The 24,528-nt window shown below is 60.1% G+C and carries 18 protein-coding genes and 3 pseudogenes; 8 read left to right on the top strand and 13 right to left on the bottom strand.

Annotated features, from left to right (window positions below; genetic code table 11):
• Nucleotides 1-53: 53 nt before the first annotated feature.
• Together CES87_RS06835 and CES87_RS06830 are read right to left on the bottom strand one after the other, a co-directional pair.
• Nucleotides 54-412, bottom strand: a pseudogene (locus CES87_RS06835) (PilZ domain-containing protein).
• A gap of 243 nt (nucleotides 413-655) precedes the next feature.
• Nucleotides 656-1,039: a tol-pal system YbgF family protein gene (locus CES87_RS06830; RefSeq protein WP_128605522.1), complete on the bottom strand. Its 384-nt coding sequence runs from the start codon at nucleotides 1,037-1,039 to the stop codon at nucleotides 656-658.
• Between the two features lie 268 nt (nucleotides 1,040-1,307).
• Here CES87_RS06830 and pyk point away from each other — a divergent pair, with 268 nt between their 5' ends.
• Both pyk and CES87_RS06820 read left to right on the top strand, forming a co-directional pair.
• Nucleotides 1,308-2,759 carry a pyruvate kinase gene (gene pyk / locus CES87_RS06825; protein ID WP_128605521.1) on the top strand — a complete coding sequence of 484 codons (1,452 nt, stop codon included), beginning with the start codon at nucleotides 1,308-1,310 and terminating at the stop codon, nucleotides 2,757-2,759.
• A 151-nt stretch (nucleotides 2,760-2,910) separates the two neighbouring features.
• On the top strand, nucleotides 2,911-4,254 hold the full coding sequence (locus CES87_RS06820; protein WP_128605520.1) for a hypothetical protein: 1,344 nt from the start codon (nucleotides 2,911-2,913) through the stop codon (nucleotides 4,252-4,254).
• An 8-nt stretch (nucleotides 4,255-4,262) separates the two neighbouring features.
• On the opposite strand, the gene CES87_RS06815 is transcribed toward CES87_RS06820, so the two are convergent.
• Nucleotides 4,263-5,201: an iron-sulfur-binding ferredoxin reductase gene (locus tag CES87_RS06815; RefSeq protein ID WP_128605519.1), complete on the bottom strand. Its 939-nt coding sequence runs from the start codon at nucleotides 5,199-5,201 to the stop codon at nucleotides 4,263-4,265.
• The gene (locus CES87_RS06810; protein ID WP_128605518.1) at nucleotides 5,194-6,300 is read right to left on the bottom strand and encodes a diguanylate cyclase; all 1,107 of its coding nucleotides are present in this window, start codon (nucleotides 6,298-6,300) and stop codon (nucleotides 5,194-5,196) included. Before CES87_RS06810 ends, CES87_RS06815 begins: the two co-directional genes overlap by 8 nt.
• Nucleotides 6,301-6,708: 408 nt before the next feature.
• Here CES87_RS06810 and CES87_RS06805 point away from each other — a divergent pair, with 408 nt between their 5' ends.
• The 4 genes and pseudogenes from CES87_RS06805 (at nucleotide 6,709) to CES87_RS06785 (ending at nucleotide 13,158) form a co-directional block, all read left to right on the top strand.
• Nucleotides 6,709-8,232: a fumarate hydratase gene (locus tag CES87_RS06805; protein ID WP_128605517.1), complete on the top strand. Its 1,524-nt coding sequence runs from the start codon at nucleotides 6,709-6,711 to the stop codon at nucleotides 8,230-8,232.
• 232 nt (nucleotides 8,233-8,464) lie between these two features.
• Nucleotides 8,465-10,239: pseudogene (locus tag CES87_RS06800) on the top strand (ATP-binding protein).
• A complete protein-coding gene (locus tag CES87_RS06795) occupies nucleotides 10,224-11,549 on the top strand; it encodes a sigma-54 dependent transcriptional regulator (protein ID WP_128605516.1) in 1,326 nt (441 codons plus the stop codon). Before CES87_RS06800 ends, CES87_RS06795 begins: the two are co-directional and overlap by 16 nt.
• Before the next feature lie 289 nt (nucleotides 11,550-11,838).
• Complete coding sequence (locus CES87_RS06785; RefSeq protein ID WP_128605515.1) at nucleotides 11,839-13,158, top strand: MFS transporter; 1,320 nt, start codon at nucleotides 11,839-11,841, stop codon at nucleotides 13,156-13,158.
• A gap of 136 nt (nucleotides 13,159-13,294) precedes the next feature.
• On the opposite strand, the gene CES87_RS06780 is transcribed toward CES87_RS06785, so the two are convergent.
• Complete coding sequence (locus CES87_RS06780; protein ID WP_128605514.1) at nucleotides 13,295-14,050, bottom strand: hypothetical protein; 756 nt, start codon at nucleotides 14,048-14,050, stop codon at nucleotides 13,295-13,297.
• A 222-nt stretch (nucleotides 14,051-14,272) separates the two neighbouring features.
• Here CES87_RS06780 and CES87_RS06775 point away from each other — a divergent pair, with 222 nt between their 5' ends.
• On the top strand, nucleotides 14,273-14,902 hold the full coding sequence (locus tag CES87_RS06775; protein ID WP_128605513.1) for a flavin reductase family protein: 630 nt from the start codon (nucleotides 14,273-14,275) through the stop codon (nucleotides 14,900-14,902).
• Here CES87_RS06775 and CES87_RS06770 read toward each other — a convergent pair whose 3' ends face one another.
• A complete protein-coding gene (locus tag CES87_RS06770; protein WP_128605512.1) occupies nucleotides 14,903-15,133 on the bottom strand; it encodes a hypothetical protein in 231 nt (76 codons plus the stop codon). It lies immediately after the preceding gene.
• Nucleotides 15,134-15,173: 40 nt separating this feature from the next.
• Nucleotides 15,174-15,527 (bottom strand): putative quinol monooxygenase, encoded by a 354-nt coding sequence (locus CES87_RS06765; RefSeq protein ID WP_128605511.1) that lies wholly within the window; start codon nucleotides 15,525-15,527, stop codon nucleotides 15,174-15,176.
• A gap of 338 nt (nucleotides 15,528-15,865) precedes the next feature.
• Here CES87_RS06765 and CES87_RS06760 point away from each other — a divergent pair, with 338 nt between their 5' ends.
• Nucleotides 15,866-16,807 (top strand): AraC family transcriptional regulator, encoded by a 942-nt coding sequence (locus CES87_RS06760; protein WP_128605510.1) that lies wholly within the window; start codon nucleotides 15,866-15,868, stop codon nucleotides 16,805-16,807.
• Between the two features lie 120 nt (nucleotides 16,808-16,927).
• Here CES87_RS06760 and CES87_RS06750 read toward each other — a convergent pair whose 3' ends face one another.
• The 6 genes and pseudogenes from CES87_RS06750 to CES87_RS06715 all read right to left on the bottom strand — a co-directional run bounded on the left by CES87_RS06750 (nucleotide 16,928) and on the right by CES87_RS06715 (nucleotide 24,411).
• Nucleotides 16,928-17,983 carry an ABC transporter ATP-binding protein gene (locus CES87_RS06750; RefSeq protein ID WP_128605509.1) on the bottom strand — a complete coding sequence of 352 codons (1,056 nt, stop codon included), beginning with the start codon at nucleotides 17,981-17,983 and terminating at the stop codon, nucleotides 16,928-16,930.
• Nucleotides 17,984-18,001: 18 nt separating this feature from the next.
• A complete protein-coding gene (locus CES87_RS06745) occupies nucleotides 18,002-18,850 on the bottom strand; it encodes an ABC transporter permease (RefSeq protein WP_128605508.1) in 849 nt (282 codons plus the stop codon).
• Nucleotides 18,847-19,755: an ABC transporter permease gene (locus tag CES87_RS06740; RefSeq protein WP_128605507.1), complete on the bottom strand. Its 909-nt coding sequence runs from the start codon at nucleotides 19,753-19,755 to the stop codon at nucleotides 18,847-18,849. The genes CES87_RS06745 and CES87_RS06740 overlap by 4 nt, the downstream gene beginning before the upstream one ends.
• Before the next feature lie 175 nt (nucleotides 19,756-19,930).
• A pseudogene (locus tag CES87_RS06730) lies at nucleotides 19,931-21,033 on the bottom strand (ABC transporter substrate-binding protein).
• 286 nt (nucleotides 21,034-21,319) lie between these two features.
• Nucleotides 21,320-22,777, bottom strand: a complete 1,458-nt coding sequence (locus CES87_RS06720; RefSeq protein ID WP_128605504.1) for an aldehyde dehydrogenase family protein — start codon at nucleotides 22,775-22,777, stop codon at nucleotides 21,320-21,322.
• Nucleotides 22,774-24,411, bottom strand: coding sequence for a 5-guanidino-2-oxopentanoate decarboxylase (locus tag CES87_RS06715; RefSeq protein ID WP_128605503.1), 1,638 nt, complete (start codon nucleotides 24,409-24,411; stop codon nucleotides 22,774-22,776). Before CES87_RS06715 ends, CES87_RS06720 begins: the two co-directional genes overlap by 4 nt.
• Between the last annotated feature and the right edge of the window lie 117 nt (nucleotides 24,412-24,528).

The raw sequence follows: 24,528 nt of genomic DNA, 5'->3' as shown, positions 1-24,528 counted from the left end.
CCATCGCCAGCAAGCCGGCTCCTACAGGACATCATCTGGCACACGATTTGTGCTCAGGCAGACGCGGGCAATGTCTGAAAACTGAAGTACTGCCTCAACGCCTCCACCAGTTGCCCATACTCCGGCGGTGCCCGTTGCAGGCTGAACCCGGCGTCATAGTGCCGGGAGTTTCGTCTTCATGGCACCACAGGCAACACGCCAGCAGATCGATGACCTGCTGGCACCCATCGCTGGCGGGGATTTTCAGGCGCAAATCGAAGTCCGCGCCGATCATCATCGGCAACTGGCTGATGAGCATCAGCCCATCTTCGGACACGTTACCCAGAAAGCCGATGGGTTTGTCAGTGACGCTGTTGAACACTTTCAGAAAATACGGCAGTTGATGCCGCTCGATCCGGCGGTCAGTGAACATGCTGAATTCGCTACGCAAGGCCCTTAAGCAGGGCCGCACTAATGCTTCGGAACAGGCCCGCCTGCTGATACCCAGGCATAAGCGGCCCACTCTCCCCGATCCCGGTGCGACAGTCCATCAACCGCTGTCGCTTACTCCTGCCGATCACAGGTGTTGCGTCAGTTTAGAAACAAGGCTCTAAACCGGTTTATTCGACTATAGCTCACCACCACCGGTCGGCCAGCCAAATGATAATAGCTGCCATCAGAACTGTGTTGGATGCACCGCCGCGGCACTGCGGGTCGGATAGTGGCCCAGACTCTGCAATGTTTCCAGGCGGGCGCGAGCGCGGTAGGCGTATTCGCTTTGCGGATACGAGGCGATGATGAATTGATAGGTCTGGGCGGCATCGATAAACATTTTCTGCCGTTCAAGGCACTGACCGCGCATCATCGACACTTCCGGCCACACATAAGGCCGCGCGCGACTTGCGCGCTCGACCTTGGACAACTCGAGCATGACCTGCTCGCAATTGCCCCGGTCATAGGCGCTGTAGGCATTGTTCAAATGATGGTCCATCGAAAATCGGGTGCAGCCCGCGACGCTTACGACACTAAGGGCAAGGGCGGCAATGAGCACGAATCGCATAGGGAATCTCCTGTCTTGAACGCTGTATCGACCCGGGATGAAAAATCTTCAGTCCAAACGGCGCCCGAGTGGCGAGGAAGATGCCCTGTAGGAGCACAGCTTGCTGGCGAAGGCGATCTCAAATACGCCATCGCCAGCAAGCTGTGCTCCTACAAGGTTTCAGGGATGTTCAATTCGAAAAAGAAACGAATAAGTAGTGCAAACGAACAATGACTACAACTTCGGACCATAGTAGCCTCACTCAGCGCTTGAACTCAGGAGTCTTTGCATGTCCGTCCGTCGTACCAAAATCGTCGCTACCCTTGGCCCGGCCAGTAACTCGCCGGAAGTTCTCGAACAGCTGATTCTGGCTGGCCTGGACGTCGCCCGCCTGAACTTCTCCCACGGCACCCCCGACGAGCACAAGGCTCGCGCGAAGCTGGTGCGTGACCTGGCCGCCAAGCACGGCCGCTTCGTCGCCCTGCTGGGTGACCTGCAAGGCCCGAAAATCCGTATCGCCAAATTCGCCAACAAGAAGATCGAGCTGAAGATCGGTGATCAATTCACCTTCTCCACCAGCCATCCTCTGACCGAAGGCAACCAGCAAGTGGTCGGCATCGACTACCCGGATCTGGTCAAGGACTGCGGCGTGGGCGACGAGCTGCTGCTCGACGACGGCCGCGTGGTAATGCGCGTTGAAACTGCCACCGCCACCGAACTCAATTGCACCGTGATCATCGGCGGTCCGCTGTCGGACCACAAAGGCATCAACCGTCGCGGCGGCGGCCTGACGGCTCCGGCCCTGACTGAAAAAGACAAGGCCGACATCAAGCTCGCTGCGGAAATGGAAGTCGACTACCTCGCTGTGTCCTTCCCGCGTGATGCCGCCGACATGGAATACGCCCGTCAACTACGCGACGAGGCTGGCGGCACTGCCTGGCTGGTGGCGAAGATCGAACGCGCCGAAGCCGTCGCCGACGACGACACCCTCGACGCGCTGATCAATGCCTCCGACGCCGTCATGGTTGCCCGTGGTGACCTGGGCGTGGAAATCGGCGATGCAGAGCTGGTGGGCATCCAGAAGAAAATCATTCTGCACGCACGCCGCCACAACAAGGCTGTGATCGTGGCGACCCAGATGATGGAGTCGATGATCCAGAACCCGATGCCGACCCGCGCCGAAGTGTCCGACGTGGCCAACGCCGTGCTCGACTACACCGACGCCGTGATGCTCTCGGCAGAAAGTGCTGCTGGCCTGTATCCGCTTGAAGCGGTGCAAGCGATGGCGCGTATCTGCGTCGGCGCAGAGAAACACCCGACCAGCAAGACCTCCAGCCACCGCATCGGAAAGGAATTCCAGCGCTGTGACGAGAGCATCGCCCTGGCCACCATGTACACGGCCAACCACTTCCCGGGTGTGAAGGCGATCATCGCGTTGACCGAAAGTGGCTATACCCCACTGATCATGTCGCGCATCCGTTCCTCGGTGCCGATCTACGCGTTCACTCCACACCGCGAAGCCCAGGCCCGCGCGGCGATGTTCCGTGGTGTGTACACCATTCCGTTCGACCCGGCCTCCCTGGCCCCGAACGAAGTCAGCCAGGCGGCGATCGATGAGTTGGTCAAACGTGGCGTGGTGCAAAAAGGCGACTATGTCATCCTGACCAAGGGCGACAGCTACCACACCACCGGCGGTACCAACGGCATGAAAATCCTGCATGTTGGCGATCCTATGGTCTAACTGTCACAGGTCCGAAACCGAAGCCCCGTCGCTTATAACGACGGGGTTTTTATTACTATTCGGTTTATCGAACTGTCAACTTTGACAGTATCGACGTTGAGAATACCTGCGTATTTTCCCTTGAACCAACCCTCGGTCCAACGGAATAGAAATGCCAACACCTATCACCCGCAACCTGTCAACCACGCCAAAAACAAGAGCCGCAGAAAGGCCTGGGTCGTTAGACACTTCCTTTGGCCAGAGTGGCCAGGTACATCTGCCTCAAGAGTGCTATGGGGCAGACCACTGCCAGATGGGCGCGTTAAATACACTTTTTATGTTTCGATCGGACAATGACTACGGCCTGACGCGCCTGGACAGCGCCGGTCATATCGACAGCTCTTTCGGTAAGAACGGTGTTGTGCTGGACGGTTTTTCCGAGATAAGCGAGCTTCAATCCTTGGCGGATAACGTCTATACCGTCGGTCGCGACCAGAAGAAAATAATGGTCACAGGTTCCGTATACAACAGTCGCAACCGCAAATTTTACCCCGCCGCAGCGCGCTATGATGATATTGGACAGCCCGACCTGAGCTTTAACCGAAGCGGCAAACTCATTGTCGATGCCATTGACCTCCTTGAGTCCCAAACCAGTGACGATTCGGCAGGCACCAAAGAGGCGAGCAATTTTACAGCCCCCACGAGTACGCCAGGAATCGGCCCCCTATATCGCAGCATAAACCACACCGTCATCTTTCATTTTTATCGATTCGGTTCAGAGGACGAACCCGGCGTTTCTTATCTGGTGTCGCTCAATCTCAATGGCTTTCTCAATCGGTACTTCAACCGCCTGGGGTTCCTCAAATTGACCCATGGCAATGCCCCACTGAAGCTCAGCGCATTGAGCCAGCAGCCCGACGGAAAGATCATATATGCCGGTCGAAGCTCAACTGACGAGGGCCCGACGGTTATCGGACGTTTACATATGAATGGCACGCCAGATCGCAGATTCGGCAATAACGGCATCTATGTGCTGGATGACCCCGCCGCGAACATCCATGCCTTGATGCTTGTTCCTGCAGACAGCATCACACCGGGTGCTCTGGCGATTGGCAAACTCGACCAACAACTGATGCTGCTCAAACTGACGAGCAAGGGAACGCCGGACCGGAAATTCGGCAATGGGAAACCGGTGTTGCACAGACTCAAGGACCTTGATGTCACGCCTTTGGCAATGGCAATCGACTCGCGACAACACATTGTCGTTACCGGGCGATGCTTCCCAAGCGATGACAAACGACACCCCGTGCTCATTCGCTTTTTGAGTACAGGAGAACTCGACAGGACATTCGGCACAGAAGGCGTGGTCATCGTTGATGGACATCAGGGTGACTACAGAAGTGTAAGCGTGGAGCACGCGGACAATTTGCTGGTTGGCGGAGAAGTCCTGCATGACGAGACGGTGGCATATAACCCGATCATGGCCCGCTACCTTGGACACAGACCATTACAATGACTGGATCACTAGCTCGCTCGGGGCAGGAAGACATCGGCCAGCAGTTGATTGCGCGGCAATCCCGCCAGATACAGGCGTCGGGCAAAGGCATCGACACTGTCGGGAGCTCCGCAGAGCAAGGCCAGGGTTTGCCGTGAAACAAGCCGCAGTTGCGCCAAAGCCGCCGGTAACTCGGCCGCGGTCCACAGCTCGATGCTCAGGTTCGTGCGGCTGGCGGCCATGGCCTGCAAGGGCTTGACCAGATAGTGCTCATTGGCATCATGGGCCAGGTGAATGACGCGGATTGCGCCTTGGTGATCCTGGCGCAACGCTTCACGCAGCACACCGAACAACGGCCCCAGTCCGGTGCCGGAAGCCATCAGCCACAATGGTCGGTCGTGCCAGTCCGGGTCGTAGTGCAACGCCCCGCCGCGCAATTCGCCGAGACCAATCGGATCGCCGATATTCAACTGACGGGCCGCATCGCTGAATTTCCCCGGCAGGCGACAATCGAGGTGAAACTCCAGAAAGCGATCGTCTTCCGGCAGGCTGGCGAGGGAGTACGGCCTCGCCACATTACCCGCCCACAACACCAGATGCTGGCCGGCGCTATAGCGCAACGGACGCTGCGGGGTCAGACGCAAGCGCAGCACGCTGGCGCTCAACCAATCGACGGCAGCAACCTCTGCGGGACGACCGTCCTGCTGCGGGTCGAAAGTGTGCACCTGCAAGTCCTCGACCACTTGGCACTGGCACGCCAGACGCCAGCCTTGCTGGCGTTGCTCCACGCTCAGGGCATCGGGACGACTGTCGCTCGGTAGTCCTTGCACACACTGCACCAGGCACGCATGGCAACTGCCGGCGCGACAGCTATAGGGCACCGCCACGCCGTTCTGATTCAGTGCATCGAGCAGATTGCTGCCCCCCGCCACCAACCAATGGCGGTCGCCGACGCGCAACTCAGGCATCGACGTTTTCCCACGCTGCCGCACAACGGTTGCGACCGTCACGCTTGGCGCGATATAGCGCCTGATCGGCCCGCTGCAAGGCATCGTCAAGGTCGTCCCCTGGCGCCAGCAGGGTCATGCCGGCGGACAGGCTGAGGTTGCGCACATTCAGACCGAGCAACTCGACATCGGTGAACGCGATGCGCAGCCGTTCGCAACACGAGGTCAAACTATCGGCATCGCAATCGGGCAGCAGCACCACGAATTCTTCGCCGCCGTAGCGGGCCAGAACGTCACCCTCGCGCAAGCACGCGGTAGCCACGCCGGCAAAGGCTTGCAGCACCTGATCGCCAGCGGCATGGCCGTGCATGTCGTTGATGCGTTTGAAATGGTCGAGGTCGATCAGCGCCAGGCCGTGCACCACACCGGCATCCATGGCATTGAGCTCGCGGGAGGCCAGGCTAAGGAAATGCCGGCGATTGAACAGGCCGGTCAATTCGTCGGTGGCGACGAGGTCTTCGAGCTGGCGCATCATCCCGCGCAAGGTGTCCTGGTGCGCCTGCAACGCAAAACGCCGCTGACGCATGCGGTGGCGCGAGGCTTGAACATAACCGGCGTACAGCACCAGCCAGACCAATACGATCAACAGCACGCACACCTGCAACGCCGCCAGTGCCGGGTCGGGCAGCTGGAAGTGATAGCCCTCCCACAGCGTGATCGCGCTGAAACTTGCGAACACCAGCAGGGCACAGCGCAGGAACGATCGACGGGACAGATGGAACAACCCGAACAGCAGAATCAAGACATAAAAAACCAGGAATGCCCCGCGCGCATCGCCCAGATGGGCGATCAACCAGGTTTGCCACCCCAACCCCAACAACACCTGGACCTCGGTCAGGCTGGGGTCGGCGAAACGCAGGCTGTAGCCGCAATAGAACACCACGAACAGCGTCGCCTGACTGATCACCACCAGCGCGCTGCCGACGGCCACGCCCAACAGCGAGTCCTGATAGTGACCGGTGAAAAACGCCAGCCACAGCAACAGCAATGCCAGGGCGTAGGTGCCGGCCGCGAGGGCAAAACGTTTGAGTAACAGTCGCTGGATGGCGTTATGGGTCAATCGTTGACTCACCGAATGAAAGGAGACTGATAGAGCGTCCTACTCTACAGACTGGATGTCACTTTAGTGGCGTGGCCGATAAATGACCATCCAATTTTCGGACGCAGCTCACTATCCCTGTAATTGGATGGACTCGCCCAAGCCAAGGCGGTGGTTCAGGCGCCACTTGCATCGACTGGAGGAACGTTTTCGCTGGCAAGCCAGCTCCTACAGGAGTTATGCGCATATATGCGACCAACGATTGACTACCGGCGGGTGTGCCCATGAGCGAGGCGCGGTATACTGCCGCGCCTTTTTAGCGTCGCGCCAGCATGCCCGGCGTGCCTTGAAAGGTGCTTGCAACCGACCGATGCACCCAAGCTGCAAGCACCTTATTGAATGTTCCCGTCTTTTAGAGGAGCGCGACTCATGACCGTGATCAAGCAAGACGACCTGATTCAGAGCGTTGCCGACGCCCTGCAGTTCATTTCCTATTACCACCCCGTGGATTTCATCCAGGCGATGCACGAGGCCTACCTGCGTGAAGAATCCCCGGCAGCCCGCGACTCGATAGCGCAGATCCTGATCAACTCGCGCATGTGCGCCACCGGCCACCGTCCGATCTGCCAGGACACCGGCATCGTGACCGTGTTTGTCCGCGTGGGCATGGACGTGCGCTGGGATGGCGCGACCATGGGCCTGGACGACATGATCAACGAAGGCGTTCGTCGCGCCTACAACCTGCCGGAAAACGTCCTGCGTGCTTCGATCCTCGCCGACCCGGCGGGCGCTCGCAAGAACACCAAGGACAACACCCCTGCCGTTATTCACTACTCCATCGTTCCGGGTAACACCGTGGAAGTGGACGTGGCGGCCAAGGGCGGCGGTTCCGAGAACAAATCGAAAATGGCCATGCTCAACCCGTCCGACTCGATCGTCGACTGGGTTCTGAAGACCGTTCCGACCATGGGCGCCGGCTGGTGCCCACCGGGCATGCTCGGCATCGGCATCGGCGGCACCGCCGAGAAAGCCGCAGTGATGGCCAAGGAAGTGTTGATGGAATCCATCGACATTCACGAGTTGAAAGCTCGCGGCCCACAGAACCGCATCGAAGAAATGCGTCTGGAGCTGTTCGAGAAGGTCAACCAGTTGGGCATCGGCGCCCAGGGCCTCGGCGGTCTGACCACCGTGCTCGACGTGAAGATCATGGACTACCCGACCCACGCCGCTTCGCTGCCGGTATGCATGATCCCGAACTGCGCCGCCACCCGTCACGCGCACTTCGTGCTCGACGGTTCCGGCCCGGCCTCGCTGGAAGCGCCACCGTTGGACGCCTACCCGGAAATCGTCTGGGAAGCCGGTCCGTCGGCCCGTCGTGTCAACCTCGACACCCTGACCCCGGAAGAAGTGCAAAGCTGGCAGCCGGGCGAGACTGTCCTGCTCAACGGCAAGATGCTCACCGGTCGCGACGCCGCGCACAAGCGCATGGTCGAGATGCTGAACAAGGGCGAAACCCTGCCGGTGGACCTCAAAGGTCGCTTCATCTATTACGTCGGCCCGGTTGATCCAGTACGCGAAGAAGTGGTTGGCCCGGCTGGCCCGACCACTGCCACGCGGATGGACAAGTTCACCCGTCAGATCCTCGAGCAAACCGGCCTGCTGGGCATGATCGGTAAATCCGAGCGTGGCCCGACCGCCATCGACGCGATCAAGGACCACAAAGCCGTTTACCTGATGGCAGTGGGCGGCGCGGCTTACCTGGTGGCGCAAGCGATCAAGAAGTCTCGCGTGGTCGCGTTCGCCGAACTGGGTATGGAAGCGATCTACGAGTTCGACGTCAAAGACATGCCTGTGACTGTTGCGGTCGACAGCAAAGGCGAGTCGGTACACATCACCGGTCCTGCCATCTGGCAGAAAAAGATCAGTGAAAGTTTGGCGGTGGAAGTGCAGTAAGCGCTTCGACTGACCATCAAAAAAGGCGACAGGGGGAATCCTCTGTCGCCTTTTTATTGCCCACTCATACCCCCTGTAGGAGCGAAGCTTGCTCGCGAAGGACGGGAACGATTACGCGTTTATCCTGATTAAACAGGTTGTTCTTAAGTCCTTCGCGAGCAAGCTTCGCTCCTACAACGGCAGGCGCTTCTGTTATGGTGCGCCCCACCGTCTCTACTGTGTAATGCCCGGCATGTCTGAGTTTTCTCGCCCCCTGCGCCTGACGCTATACACCTTTTTAATCCTCGCCGGTGCAGCCCTTGCCGCCACGCTGGCGATGCGTCACGCCGAGCGTCAGGCTCTGGTCGAAGACGCCGCCCGCGCCAATCAGCAATTGGCACTGTACGCCACGTCCCTGCATACCCTGATCGAGCGCTACCGTGCCCTGCCCTCGGTACTGGCGCTGGACCCGCAATTGCGTGACGCGCTCAAAGGGCCGGTAAGCCTCGAGCAACAGGATGTGCTGAACCGAAAACTGGAAAAAATCAACGGTGCCGCCGAATCCTCCACCCTGGAATTGCTCGATCGCACCGGCCTCGCCGTGGCAGCGAGCAACTGGCGTTTGCCCAGCAGTTACGTCGGACACAACTACGGCTTTCGTCCCTACTTCAACCAGACCCGCACCCAAGGCACCGGACGCTTCTATGCCGTGGGGTGACCAGCGGCATTCCGGGTTATTTCCTGTCCAGCGCCGTAACCAACGACGATGGGCAGTTTCTCGGCGCCATGGTGGTGAAGCTGGAGTTTCCCGAACTGGAACGCGAATGGCGCCAGGGCAACGACACGCTGCTGGTCAGCGACGCCCGCGAGATCATCTTCATCGCCAACCAGCCGGGCTGGCGTTACCGCCACTTGAAACCGCTGAGCGACAGCGATCACGTCGAACTCAAGACCACCCGCCAATACGACAAGCAGCCGCTGACACCGCTTGAATACCAATCGCTGCGCCACTTCGACGACAACAGTGAACTGGCACGGGTCAATGGTCCGGACGGCAATGCCGACTACCTGTGGGAATCCTTGCCGCTGGCCGCCGAAGGCTGGACCTTGCACCTGCTGCGCCGCCCCCAGGTCGCCTTCGAAGACAGCCGCAACGCCGCACTCGCGGCAGCCGGATTGTGGCTGACCCTGGTGTTCCTGTTGCTGTTTCTCAACCAGCGCTGGCGTCTGGCCAAACTGCGCCAGCGCAGTCGCGAGGAGCTTGAACAACTGGTGGAAGAACGCACCCGCGACCTGCGCACTGCCCAGGACGGTCTGGTGCAATCGGCCAAACTCGCCGCCCTCGGCCAGATGTCGGCAGCGCTGGCCCACGAGATCAATCAGCCGCTGACTGCGCAGCGCATGCAGCTTGCTACTTTGAGGCTACTGCTCGATCACGGCCGGGTCGATGACGCCTACAAGGCGCTTAAACCGGTGGACGAGATGCTGACCCGCATGGCCGCCCTCACCGGTCACCTCAAAACCTTCGCCCGCAAAAGCCCCAGCGGCTTGCGCGAACGCCTGGACCTCACGGCGGTGGTAGACCAGTCGCTGCAACTGCTCGACACACGATTGCGCGACGAACAGGTCAGCACCGTGCTGCACCTGACGCGCCCGGCCTGGGTGCGCGGCGATGCGATTCGGCTGGAGCAGGTGCTGATCAATCTGTTGCGCAACGCGCTGGATGCAATGCAGGACAAACCCTGCAGGCGCCTGGAAGTCCGCCTGCAAGCCGACGAACAATTGTGGCGATTGAGCGTCATCGATAACGGCAGCGGTATCGCAGAGGAAAATCTGCCCAAGTTGTTCGATCCGTTTTTCACCACCAAACCGGTGGGCGATGGCCTGGGGATCGGCCTGGCGGTTTCTTTCGCTATCGTTCACGAATCCGGCGGTCGCCTGACGGCCGACAATCACGCCAATGGCGCGGTGTTTACCCTCACCCTGCCCATCGATCTGGAGGCCCATGGCTCATGCTCAACTCAGTGATGGTGGTCGACGACGAAAGCAGCATCCGCAGTGCCGTCGAACAATGGCTGAGCCTGTCGGGTTTCGAGGTGCAGTTGTTCAGCCGTGCCGACGAGTGTCTGGCGCAACTGCCGAAGCATTTTGCCGGAGTGATTCTCAGCGATGTGCGCATGCCCGGCATGACGGGGCTGGAATTGTTGGCTGAGGTGCAACGGCGCGATGCCGACCTGCCGGTGATCCTGCTGACCGGCCACGGCGACGTACCCATGGCCGTCGATGCAATGCGCGATGGCGCCTACGATTTTCTGGAAAAGCCCTTCAGCCCCGAAACCCTGCTCGGCAGCCTGCGCCGCGCCCTGGACAAGCGCCGGCTGGTCCTGGAAAACCGCGCTTTGCATGAACAGGCTGATCATCGCGCCAAACTCGATGCCACGCTGCTCGGCGTATCCCGTGGCTTGCAGACCCTACGCGGGCAAGTGCTGGACCTGGCAGCGCTGCCGGTCAACGTGCTGATCCGCGGCGAAACCGGCAGCGGCAAGGAGCTGGTTGCCCGTTGCCTGCACGACTTCGGGCCGCGCGCCGACAAACCCTTCGTCGCGTTGAACTGCGCGGCCATCCCCGAGCAACTGTTTGAAGCCGAGTTGTTCGGCCACGAAAGCGGCGCGTTCACAGGCGCCCAGGGCAAGCGCATCGGCAAGCTTGAATACGCCGATGGCGGTACGTTGTTTCTCGATGAAATCGAAAGCATGCCCCTGGCGCAGCAGGTGAAATTGCTGCGGGTGTTGCAAGAGCAGAAGTTGGAACGCCTGGGTTCGAACCAGAGCATCCGCGTGGATTTGCGCATCATCGCCGCGACCAAACCGGACCTGCTCGACGAAGCGCGGGCCGGGCGTTTTCGCGAAGACCTGGCCTATCGCTTGAACGTGGCCGAGTTGCGTCTGCCACCGTTGCGCGACCGCCGCGAAGACATTCCACTGTTGTACGAATCGTTTGCTCGTCATGCCGCCGAACGTCTGGGTCGCGCCTCTTCACCATTGAGCGGGCCGCAGTTGAGCCATCTGTTGAGCCACGACTGGCCGGGCAATGTGCGAGAACTGGCGAACGTGGCCGAGCGCCAGGTTCTGGGGCTTGGCGAGCCAGTACCAGCGGGCATCGAACCCGGGCAGTCACTGGCGGCGCAACAGGAAGCCTTTGAAGCACAGTGCCTGCGCGCAGCGTTGACGCGGCACAAGGGTGATGTCAAAGCCGTGCTTGAGGAGCTGCAACTGCCGCGTCGCACATTCAATGAAAAGATGCAGCGGCATGGGCTCACCAGGGAGATGTTCTTCTGACCCGGTTCGCCACCGTCCCGTAGGAGCGAGGCTTGCCCGCGAAGAAGTCACCGGGGTGTATCTGCCCAACCGCGTTATCGTTTTTCGCGGGCAAGCCTCGCTCCTACAGGAATCACCCGGTGCGCGGAAATCCGCTAGCTACCCAACAGGCAATAAGCGGATTTCCGCTCAACAACTCTTAAACACCCCTCTAAACCAACCCTCTTCCTCTTGGCACAGCTCCTGCTATAGCCCCTGCAGGCTGCGTTTAAACGCGCTCCACAAAAACAATTAAACGAAGGATCCTTCAATGGATAACTCCAACGCCCTGCCCCTTGGGTCGGCTGCCGCGACCGCCAAACCAAGAACCACCGCCAGCCGTATCAAATCGATCTTCAGCGGCTCCGTCGGCAACATGGTCGAGTGGTATGACTGGTACGTCTATGCCGCCTTCTCCCTGTATTTTGCCAAGGCCTTTTTTCCCGCCGGGTCTTCCACCGCACAACTGATGAATACCGCCGCAATCTTCGCCGTGGGCTTTTTGATGCGCCCTATCGGTGGCTGGCTGATGGGCTTGTACGCCGATAAGGTCGGGCGCAAAAAAGCGCTAATGGCCTCGGTGTACCTGATGTGCTTTGGCTCGCTGCTGATCGCGCTGAGCCCCGGTTACGAAACCATTGGCATCGGTGCGCCGATCCTGCTGGTGTTCGCCCGCCTGCTGCAAGGCCTGTCGGTCGGTGGCGAGTACGGCACCTCCGCGACGTACCTCAGCGAGATGGCGACCAAGGAACGTCGGGGTTTCTACTCCAGCTTCCAGTACGTGACCTTGATCTCCGGCCAGCTCATCGCGCTGGCGGTACTGATCGTGCTGCAACAAACACTAACCACTGAACAGCTGTATGCCTGGGGCTGGCGCATCCCGTTCGCCATCGGCGCGCTGTGTGCCGTGGTCGCGCTTTACCTGCGTCGCGGCATGGAAGAAACCGAGTCGTTCACCAAGAAGGAAAAGGCCAAGGAAAGCGCGATGCGCACCTTGATGCGTCATCCGAAGGAACTGATGACCGTGGTCGGCCTGACCATGGGCGGTACCCTGGCGTTCTACACCTACACCACCTACATGCAGAAATACCTGGTGAACACCGTCGGCATGAGCATTTCCGACTCCACCACCATCTCTGCCGCCACGCTGTTCCTGTTCATGTGCCTGCAACCGATCATCGGCGGTCTGTCGGACAAGATCGGCCGACGTCCGATCCTGATCGCCTTCGGCGTGCTGGGTACGATTTTCACCGTGCCGATCCTGATGACCCTGCACACCATCCAGTCCTGGTGGGGCGCGTTCTTCCTGATCATGGCGGCGCTGATCATCGTCAGCGGCTACACCTCGATCAACGCGGTGGTCAAAGCCGAACTGTTCCCCACCGAAATCCGCGCCCTGGGCGTTGGCCTGCCCTACGCGCTGACCGTGTCGATCTTCGGTGGTACCGCCGAATACATCGCGCTGTGGTTCAAGAGCATCGGCATGGAAACCGGCTACTACTGGTATGTCACCGCGTGCATCGCCGTGTCGTTGCTGGTGTACATCACCATGAAAGACACCCGTAAGCATTCGCGGATTGTTACTGACTGACAGGCACATCGAGGTCGGTTGTACCGGCCTCTTCGCGGGCAAGCCTCGCTCCTACAGGATTGAGTTGATCACAAAATATGTGAATGCCATCAAACCTGTAGGAGCGAGGCTTGCCCGCGAAGGCCGCAACTCGGTATCAAATCAATTCGGCAGTCGCCTGTTTCCCATACCTGTTCTGTGCGTAAGAAGCCCCCGCAATCAACACCACCAGAATCCCTGCCAATACCAGCGACGATCCAATGGTGCCGAAATCCAGGCCGCCCTTTTCATGAGGCTTGGTCAGGAAATCCCCCAGCGTCGCGCCGAATGGTCGAGTGAGCACAAACGCCACCCAGAACAACAGCACCGACGAAATCTTCGTGAAGTATTTGAGCAACACCACCAGCGCAATGGTCGACCCGATCAACAGCGCGCCACCGGCAAAGCCAAGCCCCGAATCATCAGCCAGATAATCGCCGAGTGCGGTGCCCAGGGTGTTGGAAAACAAAATCGCCATCCAGTAGAACATCTCGCCACGGAAGGTCTGGACCTTGGTCACGTTCAACGAATCCCCGCTGAGGCGCCAAGCGGCAAAAATCCCTATCAAAATCGCAATCAGGATCATCGAACCCGTGGCGTAGCCCAGTCCGAGGGTACGGTCCATGAAGTCGGACATGGTGGTGCCCGCCGTGCTGGTCGACAGGATCACGATCCAGTACAGCACCGGCTTGTAGGTTTTCGACATCAGTTGCGTGACTAATGTCAGAACAAAGACGCTGATCAAAATCAACGAACTGACGGCGTAACCGACGTTGAGGGTCATCGATAGCAAATCACCGGCAGTTTCCCCCAGAGTCGTCGCACAGATTTTCATCACCCAGAACGCCAAGGTGATTTGAGGCAATTTATTCATCGGGATACAGCTCCAGTATTCATGACGACCATTTCTCAGGGTTAAAGCGCGGTGCGCAGACTGGAGGCAGGGCGGTGAAAATTGGGTAAGCGCTTTATGAAAAATCTGTCACACAAGCGCGGGCAAGCCTCGCTCTTACAGGGGGTTCCATTGACTGGAAAAATAATGCCTGTCCTTGCACTATGGCTCTCCTCCGATTGAAGCCTTCAGGAACACTGGCCCATGCCCGACGACATCCACTACTACGAACCCGCCAACGGCCACGGCCTGCCCCACGATCCGTTCAACGCGATCGTCGGCCCGCGCCCCATTGGCTGGATCTCTTCACAGGATGCCAACGGTCGCTTGAACCTGGCGCCTTACAGCTTCTTCAACGCCTTCAACTACATCCCGCCGATCATTGGTTTTTCCACCGTTGGGCGTAAAGACAGCCTGAACAACATTGAACAGACCGGCGAGTTCGCCTGGAACCTGGCCACACGGCCATTGGCCGGGCAGATGAACCAGAGCAGCGCCATGGTCGGGGCAGAGGTGGACGAATTCGAGCTGTCCGGACTGACCCCGGTTGCCTCGAAAATCATTCAGGTGCCACGGGTCGCCGAAAGCCCGGTGTCCTTCGAGTGCAAGGTCACGCAGATCATTCAGTTGCAGCGCGCGGACGGGAATGTAGTGCCAAGCTGGCTGATCCTCGGCGAAGTGGTCGCCGTGCATATCGCCAAGTGGCTGTTGAAGGATGGGGTGTACGACACCGCCGCGGCAGAACCGATTCTGCGCGGCGGCGGGCCGGCGGATTATTTCCAGCTGGGGCCTGAGGCGTTGTTCAAGATGTATCGCCCGGGGGCGAAAAAGTAGCTACCAGACCAGCTCGCCGTCTTCGCTGACGCCTTTGAGGCGTGTCAGCTCCAATGCGGCGGCTTCGTCCGCTTCTGTGGCGGTCTTGAAGGTCTGCTCTTCCAGCAACTTATTGAAACGAGGCGCACCCGAGCCGCCGATGGCTTTGGTGGCGATTGCCGCGTAATACCCGCCTTCGCGGGGGACTACGGCCGATACTGCTTCGAAGGTTTCAAAGGCTTTGCGTGCCATGTCGCGCATCCTGGCTGATTGAGAATGCTGCATTAAACCCTCAACCAGCCAGTTTGTGTACCGCTGCCCCGGACTGTCTAAGGGCCTGCGCCGCCGATACTTCCTTGAAGGTATGAAAATCCAGGCTGTTGACCACCAGTTCCTGCACCAGCTCGGCAAAAACCTCCATGGACGGGGTATTGAAGTACGCGGTCATGGCCTGTTGATTGACCCAGAAGCCGGACACCAGCCACAGCTGCGGATCGCATTGTGAATGCTGCAAGGCAAAATTCAGGCAGCCTGGCGCGGAGCGGGACGGCTCGATCAGCGCGCTCAGGCGCATACCCAGCTCTTGCGAACGTCCGGCGCGTGCCCGAACAAAGGCCATATGACTGACGGGGATCTGCTTTGACATGTTCAACCCTCCCGGGGAGTCGCGTGGCAGCCATGGACGGGCTGCGACAGGATCAAAGGTTAAAGGCCGATGCGCGTGTGTCGTTAGTCGATTCCTGCCGGTGCGTTGCACAATCCTGCGAAACTGCACAGGCAGCCTGTAACAGTGTGTAAAACAATGTCACGGTTCTGCCATACGAGGTTTGTGTAGGCGCTGCCCACCTGCACGCTGATCATGAGCTGGCATATGAGCGACCCCGTGCAGAATCAGGCAAGCATTTGACAGAATGTGTCTACCGCTGCGGCTTGCACAAACATATGCTCTGCCCCATCACTCCTGCCCTGCCGAGGATGCCTTGCATGTCGTCGCTCGATCACTTTCCACACCAGCAGCCAGACCCGCTGGATGCCGAGATGGAAAAACAACGTGCAGAGCTGGCAGCGATCATTCGTCGCAACACCGCCGAAGATGGCAATTATGCTACCGCTGTCGACTCGCTGTTCATGTCGCGCCACAGCCAGAACCACGACTTCGCCCCGGTTCTCGCGCAACCGGCGCTGTGCATCATGGCCCAGGGGCGCAAGGAAGTTCGGCTGGCTGACGAGTACTTCAATTACGATCCGCTGAATTACCTGGTGGTTTCGGTCTCGATGCCGCTCAGCGGGCGGGTTGTGAACGTCTCGGCCGAAGAACCGATCCTGGCGGTGCGGCTGGATATCGACCCGGCAGAAATCACCGCGTTGATCGCCGACGCCGGCCCCATGGGCGTGCCTTCTCGGCCGACCGGGCGCGGGCTGTATGTGGAGCGTCTCGATACCGCGATGCTCGATGCAGTACTGCGCCTGACGCGGTTGCTCGATACACCGAAAGACATCGCCATGCTCGCGCCACTGATTCGGCGGGAAATTCTCTATCGGCTGCTACGCAGTCAGCAGGGCCATCGGCTCTACGAAATCGCCATTGCCAACAGTCAGAGCCATCGCATCAGCCAGGCAATCAAATGGCTCAACGGCAATTTTGAGCAACCGCTGCGCATCGATGATCTGGCGAAGGAAGTGAACCTGAGCGTGTCGACATTGCATCACCGCTTCAAGGCGATGACGGCGATGAGCCCCTTGCAGTATCAGAAGCAACTGCGCCTGCAGGAAGCGCGGCGCTTGATGTTGGCCGAAGGGCTGGAAGCCTCGGCGGCGGGGTATCGGGTCGGGTATGAAAGCCCTTCGCAATTCAGCCGGGAGTACAGCCGGCTGTTCGGGGCTCCGCCTTTGAGGGATTTGGCGCGGTTGCGGTTGTCGGTGTAGTCGGATTCACACACCCTGTAGGAGCGAGGCTTGCCCGCGAAGAAGTCAACGCGGTGAACCTGACAAACCGCGTTATCGTTCTTCGCGGGCAAGCCTCGCTCCTACAGGGACTGTGTCCTGTCACGCTCCAAGTACGCGGCAAGCCTCCGCCGGCAACGTCACCGACACCGGATGCCCGATGCTCAAGCCAATCCCCTGACACGGCGTGCTCAACGCGGTAAACGAAACGCCAGAACACTCCACTGTCGTTTCGATGGTCGCGCCGATATCGCGCACGAACGTCACTTTGCCCAGCAAGCGGTTGCCCGCTGTCGCCTGTGCCGGCGACAGTTGCAGGTCTTCAGGGCGAATCAGCATCTTCACCTTCTCCCCCACCACAATGCTGCTGCAGATCGGCACTTGCAGCGCATCGCCACCCGGCAGGCTGACCTTGCCGTTGCCCAGCGCCGTGGCCGGGAAGATGTTGCCGGAGCCGATGAAGTCGGCGACGAACTCGTTGGCCGGATGCCGATAAATCTCGATCGGCGTGCCGACCTGTTGCACCCGGTGCTCACCCAATACCACGACGATGTCGGCCATGGTCATGGCCTCGCGCTGGTCGTGGGTCACCATGATGGTGGTGATGTTCAGGCGCTGTTGCAGCTGACGGATTTCCACCTGCATCGACTCGCGCAGTTTGGCGTCCAACGCCGACAGCGGTTCATCCAGCAGGAGGATTTTCGGGTGGTTGGCAATCGCCCGGGCAATCGCAACGCGCTGACGTTGGCCGCCGGAGAGTTTGGCCACCGGGCGATCAATCATCGGTTGCAGTTGAATCAGTTCCAGCAACTCCACCACCCGCGCCTGCTGGTCAGCCTTGCTGACCCCGCGCAGTTTCAGCGGATAGGCGATGTTCTCCCCCACGGTCATGTGCGGGAACAGTGCCAGAGACTGAAAGACCATGCCGAAATTGCGCAGATGCGCCGGGGTGTGGCCGATGTCCTCACCATCCAGGCGAATCTCGCCGCCGCTTAGGGTTTCAAGCCCGGCGATCATCCGCAGCAAGGTGGTTTTGCCACAGCCCGAGGGCCCCAGGAAACACACCAGTTTGCCTTCGGGCAAATGCAGGTTCACATCCTTTACCGCGCAGGCCGAGCCGTAATATTTCTCGACGTTTTCCAGAATCAGACCAGACATAAGAACCACCTCAAGAAATCAGAACGAAACGCCACCTTCACCGACCAACTTTTCAAGTGCCCAAATGAGCACAAAGTCGATCAGCACGATCAGCACGGCAAACGAAAATACGGTTGGGTCGAGCGAAGACACGGTGCGGCTGTACATCCAGATCGGCACGGTCATGACGTCGATGGTGTAGAGGAAATAGGTCACGGTGAATTCGTTGAACGAGACGATGAACGCCAGCAGCATGCCCGCCAGAATCCCCGACTTCATCAACGGCACTACCACGTCGACAATCGCCCGCAGCGGTGAGGCACCGAGCATTTGCGCGGCCTCTTCAACTTCGCTGCCGATGGACAGCATGGCCGCCGTGCAGTTTTTAACCACGAACGGCAGGGCGAGGATCACATGGGCGATCACCAGCCGCGAAGTGGTCATCTGGAACGGCAGGCTGTCAAACACGAGCAACAACGCCAGCCCCAGCACCACCATCGGGAACACCAGCGGCAGCGACATCAGTTGCAGCGCCACGGCTTTGCCACGGAACTCGCAACGGGTCAACGCGTAAGCCGCCGGCACCGCGATGATCGTGGCGAAGATCATGGTCAGGCACGCCACCATCAGGCTGGTGGTCATGGCTTTGCCCAAGCTCAGCACATCGCTGGCGTCCGGCGACACGAAGGTGTGCCATGCGGCCTTGTACCACTGCAGGCTGTAGCTGCTCGGCGGGAAGTCGAGGTTCGATGCGCCACTGAAGGACATGACGATCATGGTCAGGATCGGCAGCACTGCCAGCAGCAGGATGAAGCCCGAGAGGATGCCGGCGAACTTGCCGGTTTCACCCGGCAACAGCGAGTGGCGCTTCTTGGTCAGGGAACTCATTGCGAAGCCTCCAGCATGCGCCGACGACGGCCTGTGATGTATTCGGACAACGTCATGATTGCCAGCGTGGTTACGATCAGCACTACCCCGGCAGCGGACGCGGCGGGCCAGTTCATCAGCGGGGCGATCTGGTCATGCACCATCACCGCCAGCATCGGCACGCGTCGGCCACCGAGCAGCAACGGCACCACAAAACTGCTGGCGTTGTAGGCGAACACCAAAGTCGCACCGGTGATGATCCCCGGCAGGCTCATGGGCAGCACCACCTGGCGGAACACCTGAAAGCGACTGGCGCCGAGGGTGGCGGCCGCTTCTTCGTAACTGCGGGCTACGCCGCGCATGGCGCTGGCAATCGGCAGCACGGCCAGCGGGAAGGCGGTTTGCACCAGGCCCATCAATACGCCGTTCTGGTTGTACAGCAGCATGATCGGACGCTTGATCAGGCCCAGGCCCATTAGCGTCTGGTTGAGCATTCCGCCCGGGCCGAGAATCACCAGCCAGCCATAGCTTTGCAGCAGCAGGTTGACCAGCAACGGCAACAGCACCGCGGCGAGGAAAATGCGTCGCACGAACGGTGAAGTCAGGCGCGACATGGTGTAGGCCACCGGGATCGCCAGCACCACCGCGATCACCGCACTGATCAGCGCCAGACGCAGGGTCAGCAGCAAGGATTTGAGGTAGTACGGTTCCAGCAACTGGGCGTAACTGGCCAGGCTGAACCCGGACCATTCCGCGCCTTTGGTGCCCACGCTCATGCGCAGCACCAGCAGACTGGCGGCAATCAGCACGCCCAGAAACAGCATCGACGGCGAGAGGAAAAACCAGGCGCGCGCCGTAGGCGAAACACCCCGATTGGCGCGCACGGGGGCGGCACTCACCGGATGGGTCAGAGGTTGGTGTTCCATAGCAAGGGTCTCGTCAATGGAAAGCAGCTGACAAACACAGATCTTCAGACCACCCCGGCCCCTTGTAGGAGTGAGCCTGCTCGCGATAGCGGTCTATCAGCTGACATTGATGGTGAATGTCAGCGCGCGATCGCGAGCAGGCTCACTCCTACAGGGGATCTTCAGTGGTCGAAGATCAGGAAGAAAAGATTTCCGTGTAACGACGAATCCATTGGTCATGCACGGTGGCCAGGAAGGCGTTGTCGTGCATGATCGCCTTCTCGGCAATCTGCTCCGGCGTGAGGATGTACGGGCTCTTGCGCGCTTCGGCGGAGATGATCGCCTTGGCGTTGACCGGACCGTTGTAGATGTCTTCGGCCATCTTGCCCTGCACCAACGGGTCCAGAGAGTGGTTGATGAAGGCATAGGCCAGGTCGGTATCGCCCGGACGGTTCTTCGGCATCACCGACTGCATCAGGTCGGTGTAGAAACCTTCCTTCATGCCAAATGTGGCGCTCAGACCGTAGTTCGGATCGCGGATCTGTTTCGGGAAGAATGCCGGTGCGTAGAGGCCGCCCATGTCCAGGGAGCCGGTGCGGAACAGCTCGGCGATCTGGTTCGGGTTTTCGCCCAGGGTCACCACGCGGTCCTTGAGCTCGGCGAGCTTCTTGAAGCCCGGTTCGATGTTGTGCTCGTCACCACCGGCCAGTTTGGCGGCGATGATGATCAAGTCCATGGCCTCGGTCCAGTTCGGCGGCGGCAGGAAGATGTTCGGCGCCAGCTCGGCGTCCCACAGGGAAGCGTAACTGGTTGGCGCTTCTTCAGGGTGCGGGTGCTGTAAACCAGGCTGTTGCACCAGAGCAGGTAACCGATACCGTGGCCATTGGCGCCGGTGCGGTATTTCTCCGGTACGTCGACCAGGTTGGGAATGCGGTTGAGGTCGGGTTTTTCCAGCAGATTAGCGGCGGCCAGACCTTCGGCGCCGACGCCTGCCAGGGTGATGACGTCGTACTGCGGACGATCACCGCCGGCCTTGAGTTTGGCGACCATCTCCGAGGTACTGCCGGTGCGGTCGGCGATAACCTTGCAGCCATACTTGTCTTCGAACGTCGCGGCGATGTTGCGCAATGCCGCAAGGCCCGTGTCATCGGACCAGGTCAACAGACGCAGGGTCTTGCCTTGAAAACGGGTGTCGCTGGCATTGGCCTTGATGAACGGCATGCTCATGGCCGCTGCGGCAACCGAGGCTACGCCCACGGTTTTGATGAATTGACGTCTGTTCAGATCGTGCTCGCCCATTACGGACTCCCTTTGTTTTTGTAGATTATGAGGTTGGTCGCAACCGTTGCATCCGCGCGGCCAGATCTGCTTAAAGTCCCATATTTACGGGGCGTTAGCTGAGCCGACGGGTTCATCCTGAGGTCGTGCAAACACCTGACTATCGAAAAAAATTCATTGAAGCCATGACGCCAGCGCATGCCTCCTGTAGGAGCGAGCTTGCTCGCGATGGACGCATGGGCGACGCGGGCTGCCTGATGCCCCGCGTTATCGTTAACGTCCATCGCGAGCAAGCTCGCTCCTACAGTTAGAGGGGGCAGACGGCGCGAATCACGTGTTTGATTTCCTGGAAAGCCTGCAAGCCCCACGGTCCCAATTCGCGACCGATGCTGCTCTGTTTGTAGCCACCCCAGGCGGTCTGCGGGAAGATCACCTGCGGCGCGTTGATCCACACTAGCCCCGCCTGCAAAGCGTTGGCGACGCGATCAGCCGCTTCGGCATTACGCGTGACGACGCTGGCGACCAGACCGAACTGGCTGTCGTTGGCCAGGGCAATCGCTTCGGCTTCAGAGGCGAAACTGCGCACGCAGATCACCGGGCCGAAAATCTCTTCACACCACAGCGCACTATCGAGGGGCACCTCGGTGAAAATCGTCGGCTGCAAAAAATATCCGCGCGGCAGGTCCGCTGGACGATTGCCGCCGCAAATCAGCTTGGCGCCGGCACTCAAACCGCGATCGATGTGGCCAAGCACGCGCTGGTATTGCGCCTGATTGACCAGCGCGCCCATTTCCACGTTCGGGTCGAACGGGTCGGCCACACGAATCGCTTCGGCGCGGGCCTTCAAACGAATCAGGAATTCATCGGCCAGTTCATCGGCGACCAGCACGCGGCTCGTGGCGGAGCACATTTGCCCGGCGTTGAAGAAACCACCACCGCAAGCCACTTCAACCGCCAGCTCGATATCGGCATCGGCCAACACCAGCAGCGAAGATTTGCCGCCCAGTTCCAGGCTCACGCCTTTCACGGTTTCCGCCGCGCGTTGCATGACCTGCACGCCTACAGCGTTGCTGCCGGTGAAGGAAATTTTGGCGATTCGCGGGTCCGCCGACAGCGGCGCGCCAACGGCCAGGCCAGTGCCGCAAACCACGTTAAACACACCGGCAGGCAAGCCTGCATCAGCAATGATCGTCGCCAGTTGCAGTTCCGGCAGCGGCGTCACTTCCGACGGTTTGAGCACCACGCAGCAACCAGCGGCCAGGGCCGGGGCGAGCTTCCATGCGGTGGTGACCATCGGGAAATTCCACGGCACGATCAGGCCAACCACACCACAAGGTTCGCGGCGCAGGCGTGCGCTGAAGTCATCGCTCGGCAACTCGACGACGCTGTCCTGTTTCGCGTCCAACCCTTCGGCCAGACCCGCGTAATACTCGAAGGTGGCGATCACGTCATCGACATCGATGGCCGCTTCGAACTGTGGCTTGCCGTTGTTGCTCGACTGCAAATGCATCAACTGGTCACGACCGGCCTGCACGCCCGCGGCGATTTTGCGCAGGATCGCGCCACGCTCGGCACCGCTGGTTTTCGACCAGTCGGCGAAGGCGTTGGTCGCGGCGCTGACGGCTTGATCGACAGCACGTTCGTCACCGCCATTCACGGTGGTCAACAAGGCTTCTGTCGCCGAGTTGATCACGCGTAAATGTTCGCTGCCGGCCGACCATTTACCGTCTATGAACAGACCGTCGATAGTCGTTGGGAAAGTCATTTCGACACCGCCTTGGTCCATGCGGTCTGATCGATTTCGATCAAGGTCGGACCCTGGCGATCAGCGGCCACACGCAAGGCACTGCGCAGTTGCTCGACATCGTTGACCGCTTCGGCGGCGCAGCCCAGGGCCTTGGCGACACCGATGAAATCCGGGGTGTAGATGTCTACGCCCACCGGCTCGATGGCGCGGTTGACCATGTATTTCTTGATCTCTTCGTAACCCTGGTTATTCCACAGCAGCACGATCACCGGAGTGCGCGCTTCAACAGCGCTGGCCAGTTCCGGCAAGGTGAATTGCAAGCCACCGTCGCCAATCAGGCACACCACCGGAGGACGCGCACCGCTTTCAGTGCTGCCGCCGAGCCAGGCGCCAATCGCCGCCGGCAAGGCGTAACCGAGGGTGCCGTAGCCGGTGGACGAGTTGAACCAGCGACGCGGGCGCTCGGGGTTGAATGTCAGGTTGCCGGTGTACACCGGTTGGGTCGAATCGCCGACGAAAACGGCGTCCGGCAATTCGTGCAGAACAGTTTCCAGGAAACGGGTCTGGGCCAGGGTTGGCGTATCCCAGGAAGCGGCCAGTTCTTCACGCAAACGGGCGGCACGCACCTGACCCCAATCGCTGCCACGCTCGGCCAGCGACTTGTGCGACAACGCGCTGAGCAAGGCCTGGGCGGCGTTGCGCGAGTCGGCTACCAGCGCGACGTGCGGTGGGTAGTTGCGCACGGTCTGATCCGGGTCGATGTCGACGCGCAGCAGCTTACCGGGAATCTCGAAACCACCGGCGAAGGTGACGTCGTAGTCGGTCTCGGCCAGTTCGGTGCCGATGGCCAGCACCACGTCGGCCTCGGCGACCAGCGCACGGGTCGCGACCAGGCTCTGGGTCGAACCGATCAGCAACGGGTGGCCGGACTCAAGCATGCCTTTGGCGTTGATGGTCAGGGCCACTGGCGCGTCCAGCAGTTCGGCCAGTTCGGTCAGCTCCGCGGCGGCATCGATGGCACCGCCACCGGCGAGAATCAGCGGACGCTTGGCGCCGGCCAGCAGCTCGGTCATGCGGCTCACGGCGGCCGGTGCAGCACCCGCGCGATCAATATTTACCGGCAGGCTGGTAAGCAGGTCATCGGCTTCTTCAACCAGCACGTCCAACGGAATTTCGATGTGCACAGGACGCGGACGACCCGCCTGAAACAGCGCAAAGGCCCGGGCCAGGACGCCCGGCAATTCGGACGCCGACATCAGGGTGTGGGAGAACGCCGCCACGCCGCCGACCAGCGCGCTCTGGTTCGGCAGCTCGTGCAGCTTGCCGCGACCACCGCCCAACTGGTTGCGGGTTTGTACGCTGGAGATCACCAGCATCGGAATCGAATCGGCGTAAGCCTGGCCCATCGCGGTGGTGATGTTGGTCATGCCAGGGCCGGTGATGATGAAGCACACACCCGGTTTGCCGCTGGTGCGGGCATAGCCGTCGGCCATGAAACCGGCGCCTTGTTCGTGCCGCGGAGTGACATGGTTGATACTCGAACGGGCCAACCCGCGATACAGCTCCACGGTATGAACGCCTGGAATGCCGAACACCTGCTCGACTCCGTAATCTTCGAGTAACTTGACCAATACTTCGCCGCACGTCGCCATGTCATTGCCCTTCTTGTTCGATTGAGACGCCGGGCCTGCGCTGTGTTTATGATGGATTCGCAGGTCCAGGGATGGCCTCATTGGAACGGGCGACACGTAGCCGCAACAATGGATAAA

The sequence above is a fragment of the Pseudomonas sp. ERMR1:02 genome (genome assembly GCF_002277815.1).
Taxonomy (GTDB): domain Bacteria; phylum Pseudomonadota; class Gammaproteobacteria; order Pseudomonadales; family Pseudomonadaceae; genus Aquipseudomonas.
This window is presented reverse-complemented; position numbering and strand designations above follow the sequence as displayed.

Excerpts from the sequence above, each read along its gene's own strand:
- CES87_RS06830 (WP_128605522.1), bottom strand. The coding sequence starts at position 1,039 with ATGCGATTCGTGCTCATTGCCGCCCTTGCCCTTAGTGTCGTAAGCGTC.
- pyk (WP_128605521.1), top strand. The coding sequence starts at position 1,308 with ATGTCCGTCCGTCGTACCAAAATCGTCGCTACCCTTGGCCCGGCCAGT.
- CES87_RS06820 (WP_128605520.1), top strand. The coding sequence starts at position 2,911 with ATGCCAACACCTATCACCCGCAACCTGTCAACCACGCCAAAAACAAGA.
- CES87_RS06815 (WP_128605519.1), bottom strand. The coding sequence starts at position 5,201 with ATGCCTGAGTTGCGCGTCGGCGACCGCCATTGGTTGGTGGCGGGGGGC.
- CES87_RS06805 (WP_128605517.1), top strand. The coding sequence starts at position 6,709 with ATGACCGTGATCAAGCAAGACGACCTGATTCAGAGCGTTGCCGACGCC.
- CES87_RS06795 (WP_128605516.1), top strand. The coding sequence starts at position 10,224 with ATGCTCAACTCAGTGATGGTGGTCGACGACGAAAGCAGCATCCGCAGT.
- CES87_RS06785 (WP_128605515.1), top strand. The coding sequence starts at position 11,839 with ATGGATAACTCCAACGCCCTGCCCCTTGGGTCGGCTGCCGCGACCGCC.
- CES87_RS06780 (WP_128605514.1), bottom strand. The coding sequence starts at position 14,050 with ATGAATAAATTGCCTCAAATCACCTTGGCGTTCTGGGTGATGAAAATC.
- CES87_RS06775 (WP_128605513.1), top strand. The coding sequence starts at position 14,273 with ATGCCCGACGACATCCACTACTACGAACCCGCCAACGGCCACGGCCTG.
- CES87_RS06770 (WP_128605512.1), bottom strand. The coding sequence starts at position 15,133 with ATGGCACGCAAAGCCTTTGAAACCTTCGAAGCAGTATCGGCCGTAGTC.
- CES87_RS06765 (WP_128605511.1), bottom strand. The coding sequence starts at position 15,527 with ATGTCAAAGCAGATCCCCGTCAGTCATATGGCCTTTGTTCGGGCACGC.
- CES87_RS06760 (WP_128605510.1), top strand. The coding sequence starts at position 15,866 with ATGTCGTCGCTCGATCACTTTCCACACCAGCAGCCAGACCCGCTGGAT.
- CES87_RS06750 (WP_128605509.1), bottom strand. The coding sequence starts at position 17,983 with ATGTCTGGTCTGATTCTGGAAAACGTCGAGAAATATTACGGCTCGGCC.
- CES87_RS06745 (WP_128605508.1), bottom strand. The coding sequence starts at position 18,850 with ATGAGTTCCCTGACCAAGAAGCGCCACTCGCTGTTGCCGGGTGAAACC.
- CES87_RS06740 (WP_128605507.1), bottom strand. The coding sequence starts at position 19,755 with ATGGAACACCAACCTCTGACCCATCCGGTGAGTGCCGCCCCCGTGCGC.
- CES87_RS06720 (WP_128605504.1), bottom strand. The coding sequence starts at position 22,777 with ATGACTTTCCCAACGACTATCGACGGTCTGTTCATAGACGGTAAATGG.
- CES87_RS06715 (WP_128605503.1), bottom strand. The coding sequence starts at position 24,411 with ATGGCGACGTGCGGCGAAGTATTGGTCAAGTTACTCGAAGATTACGGA.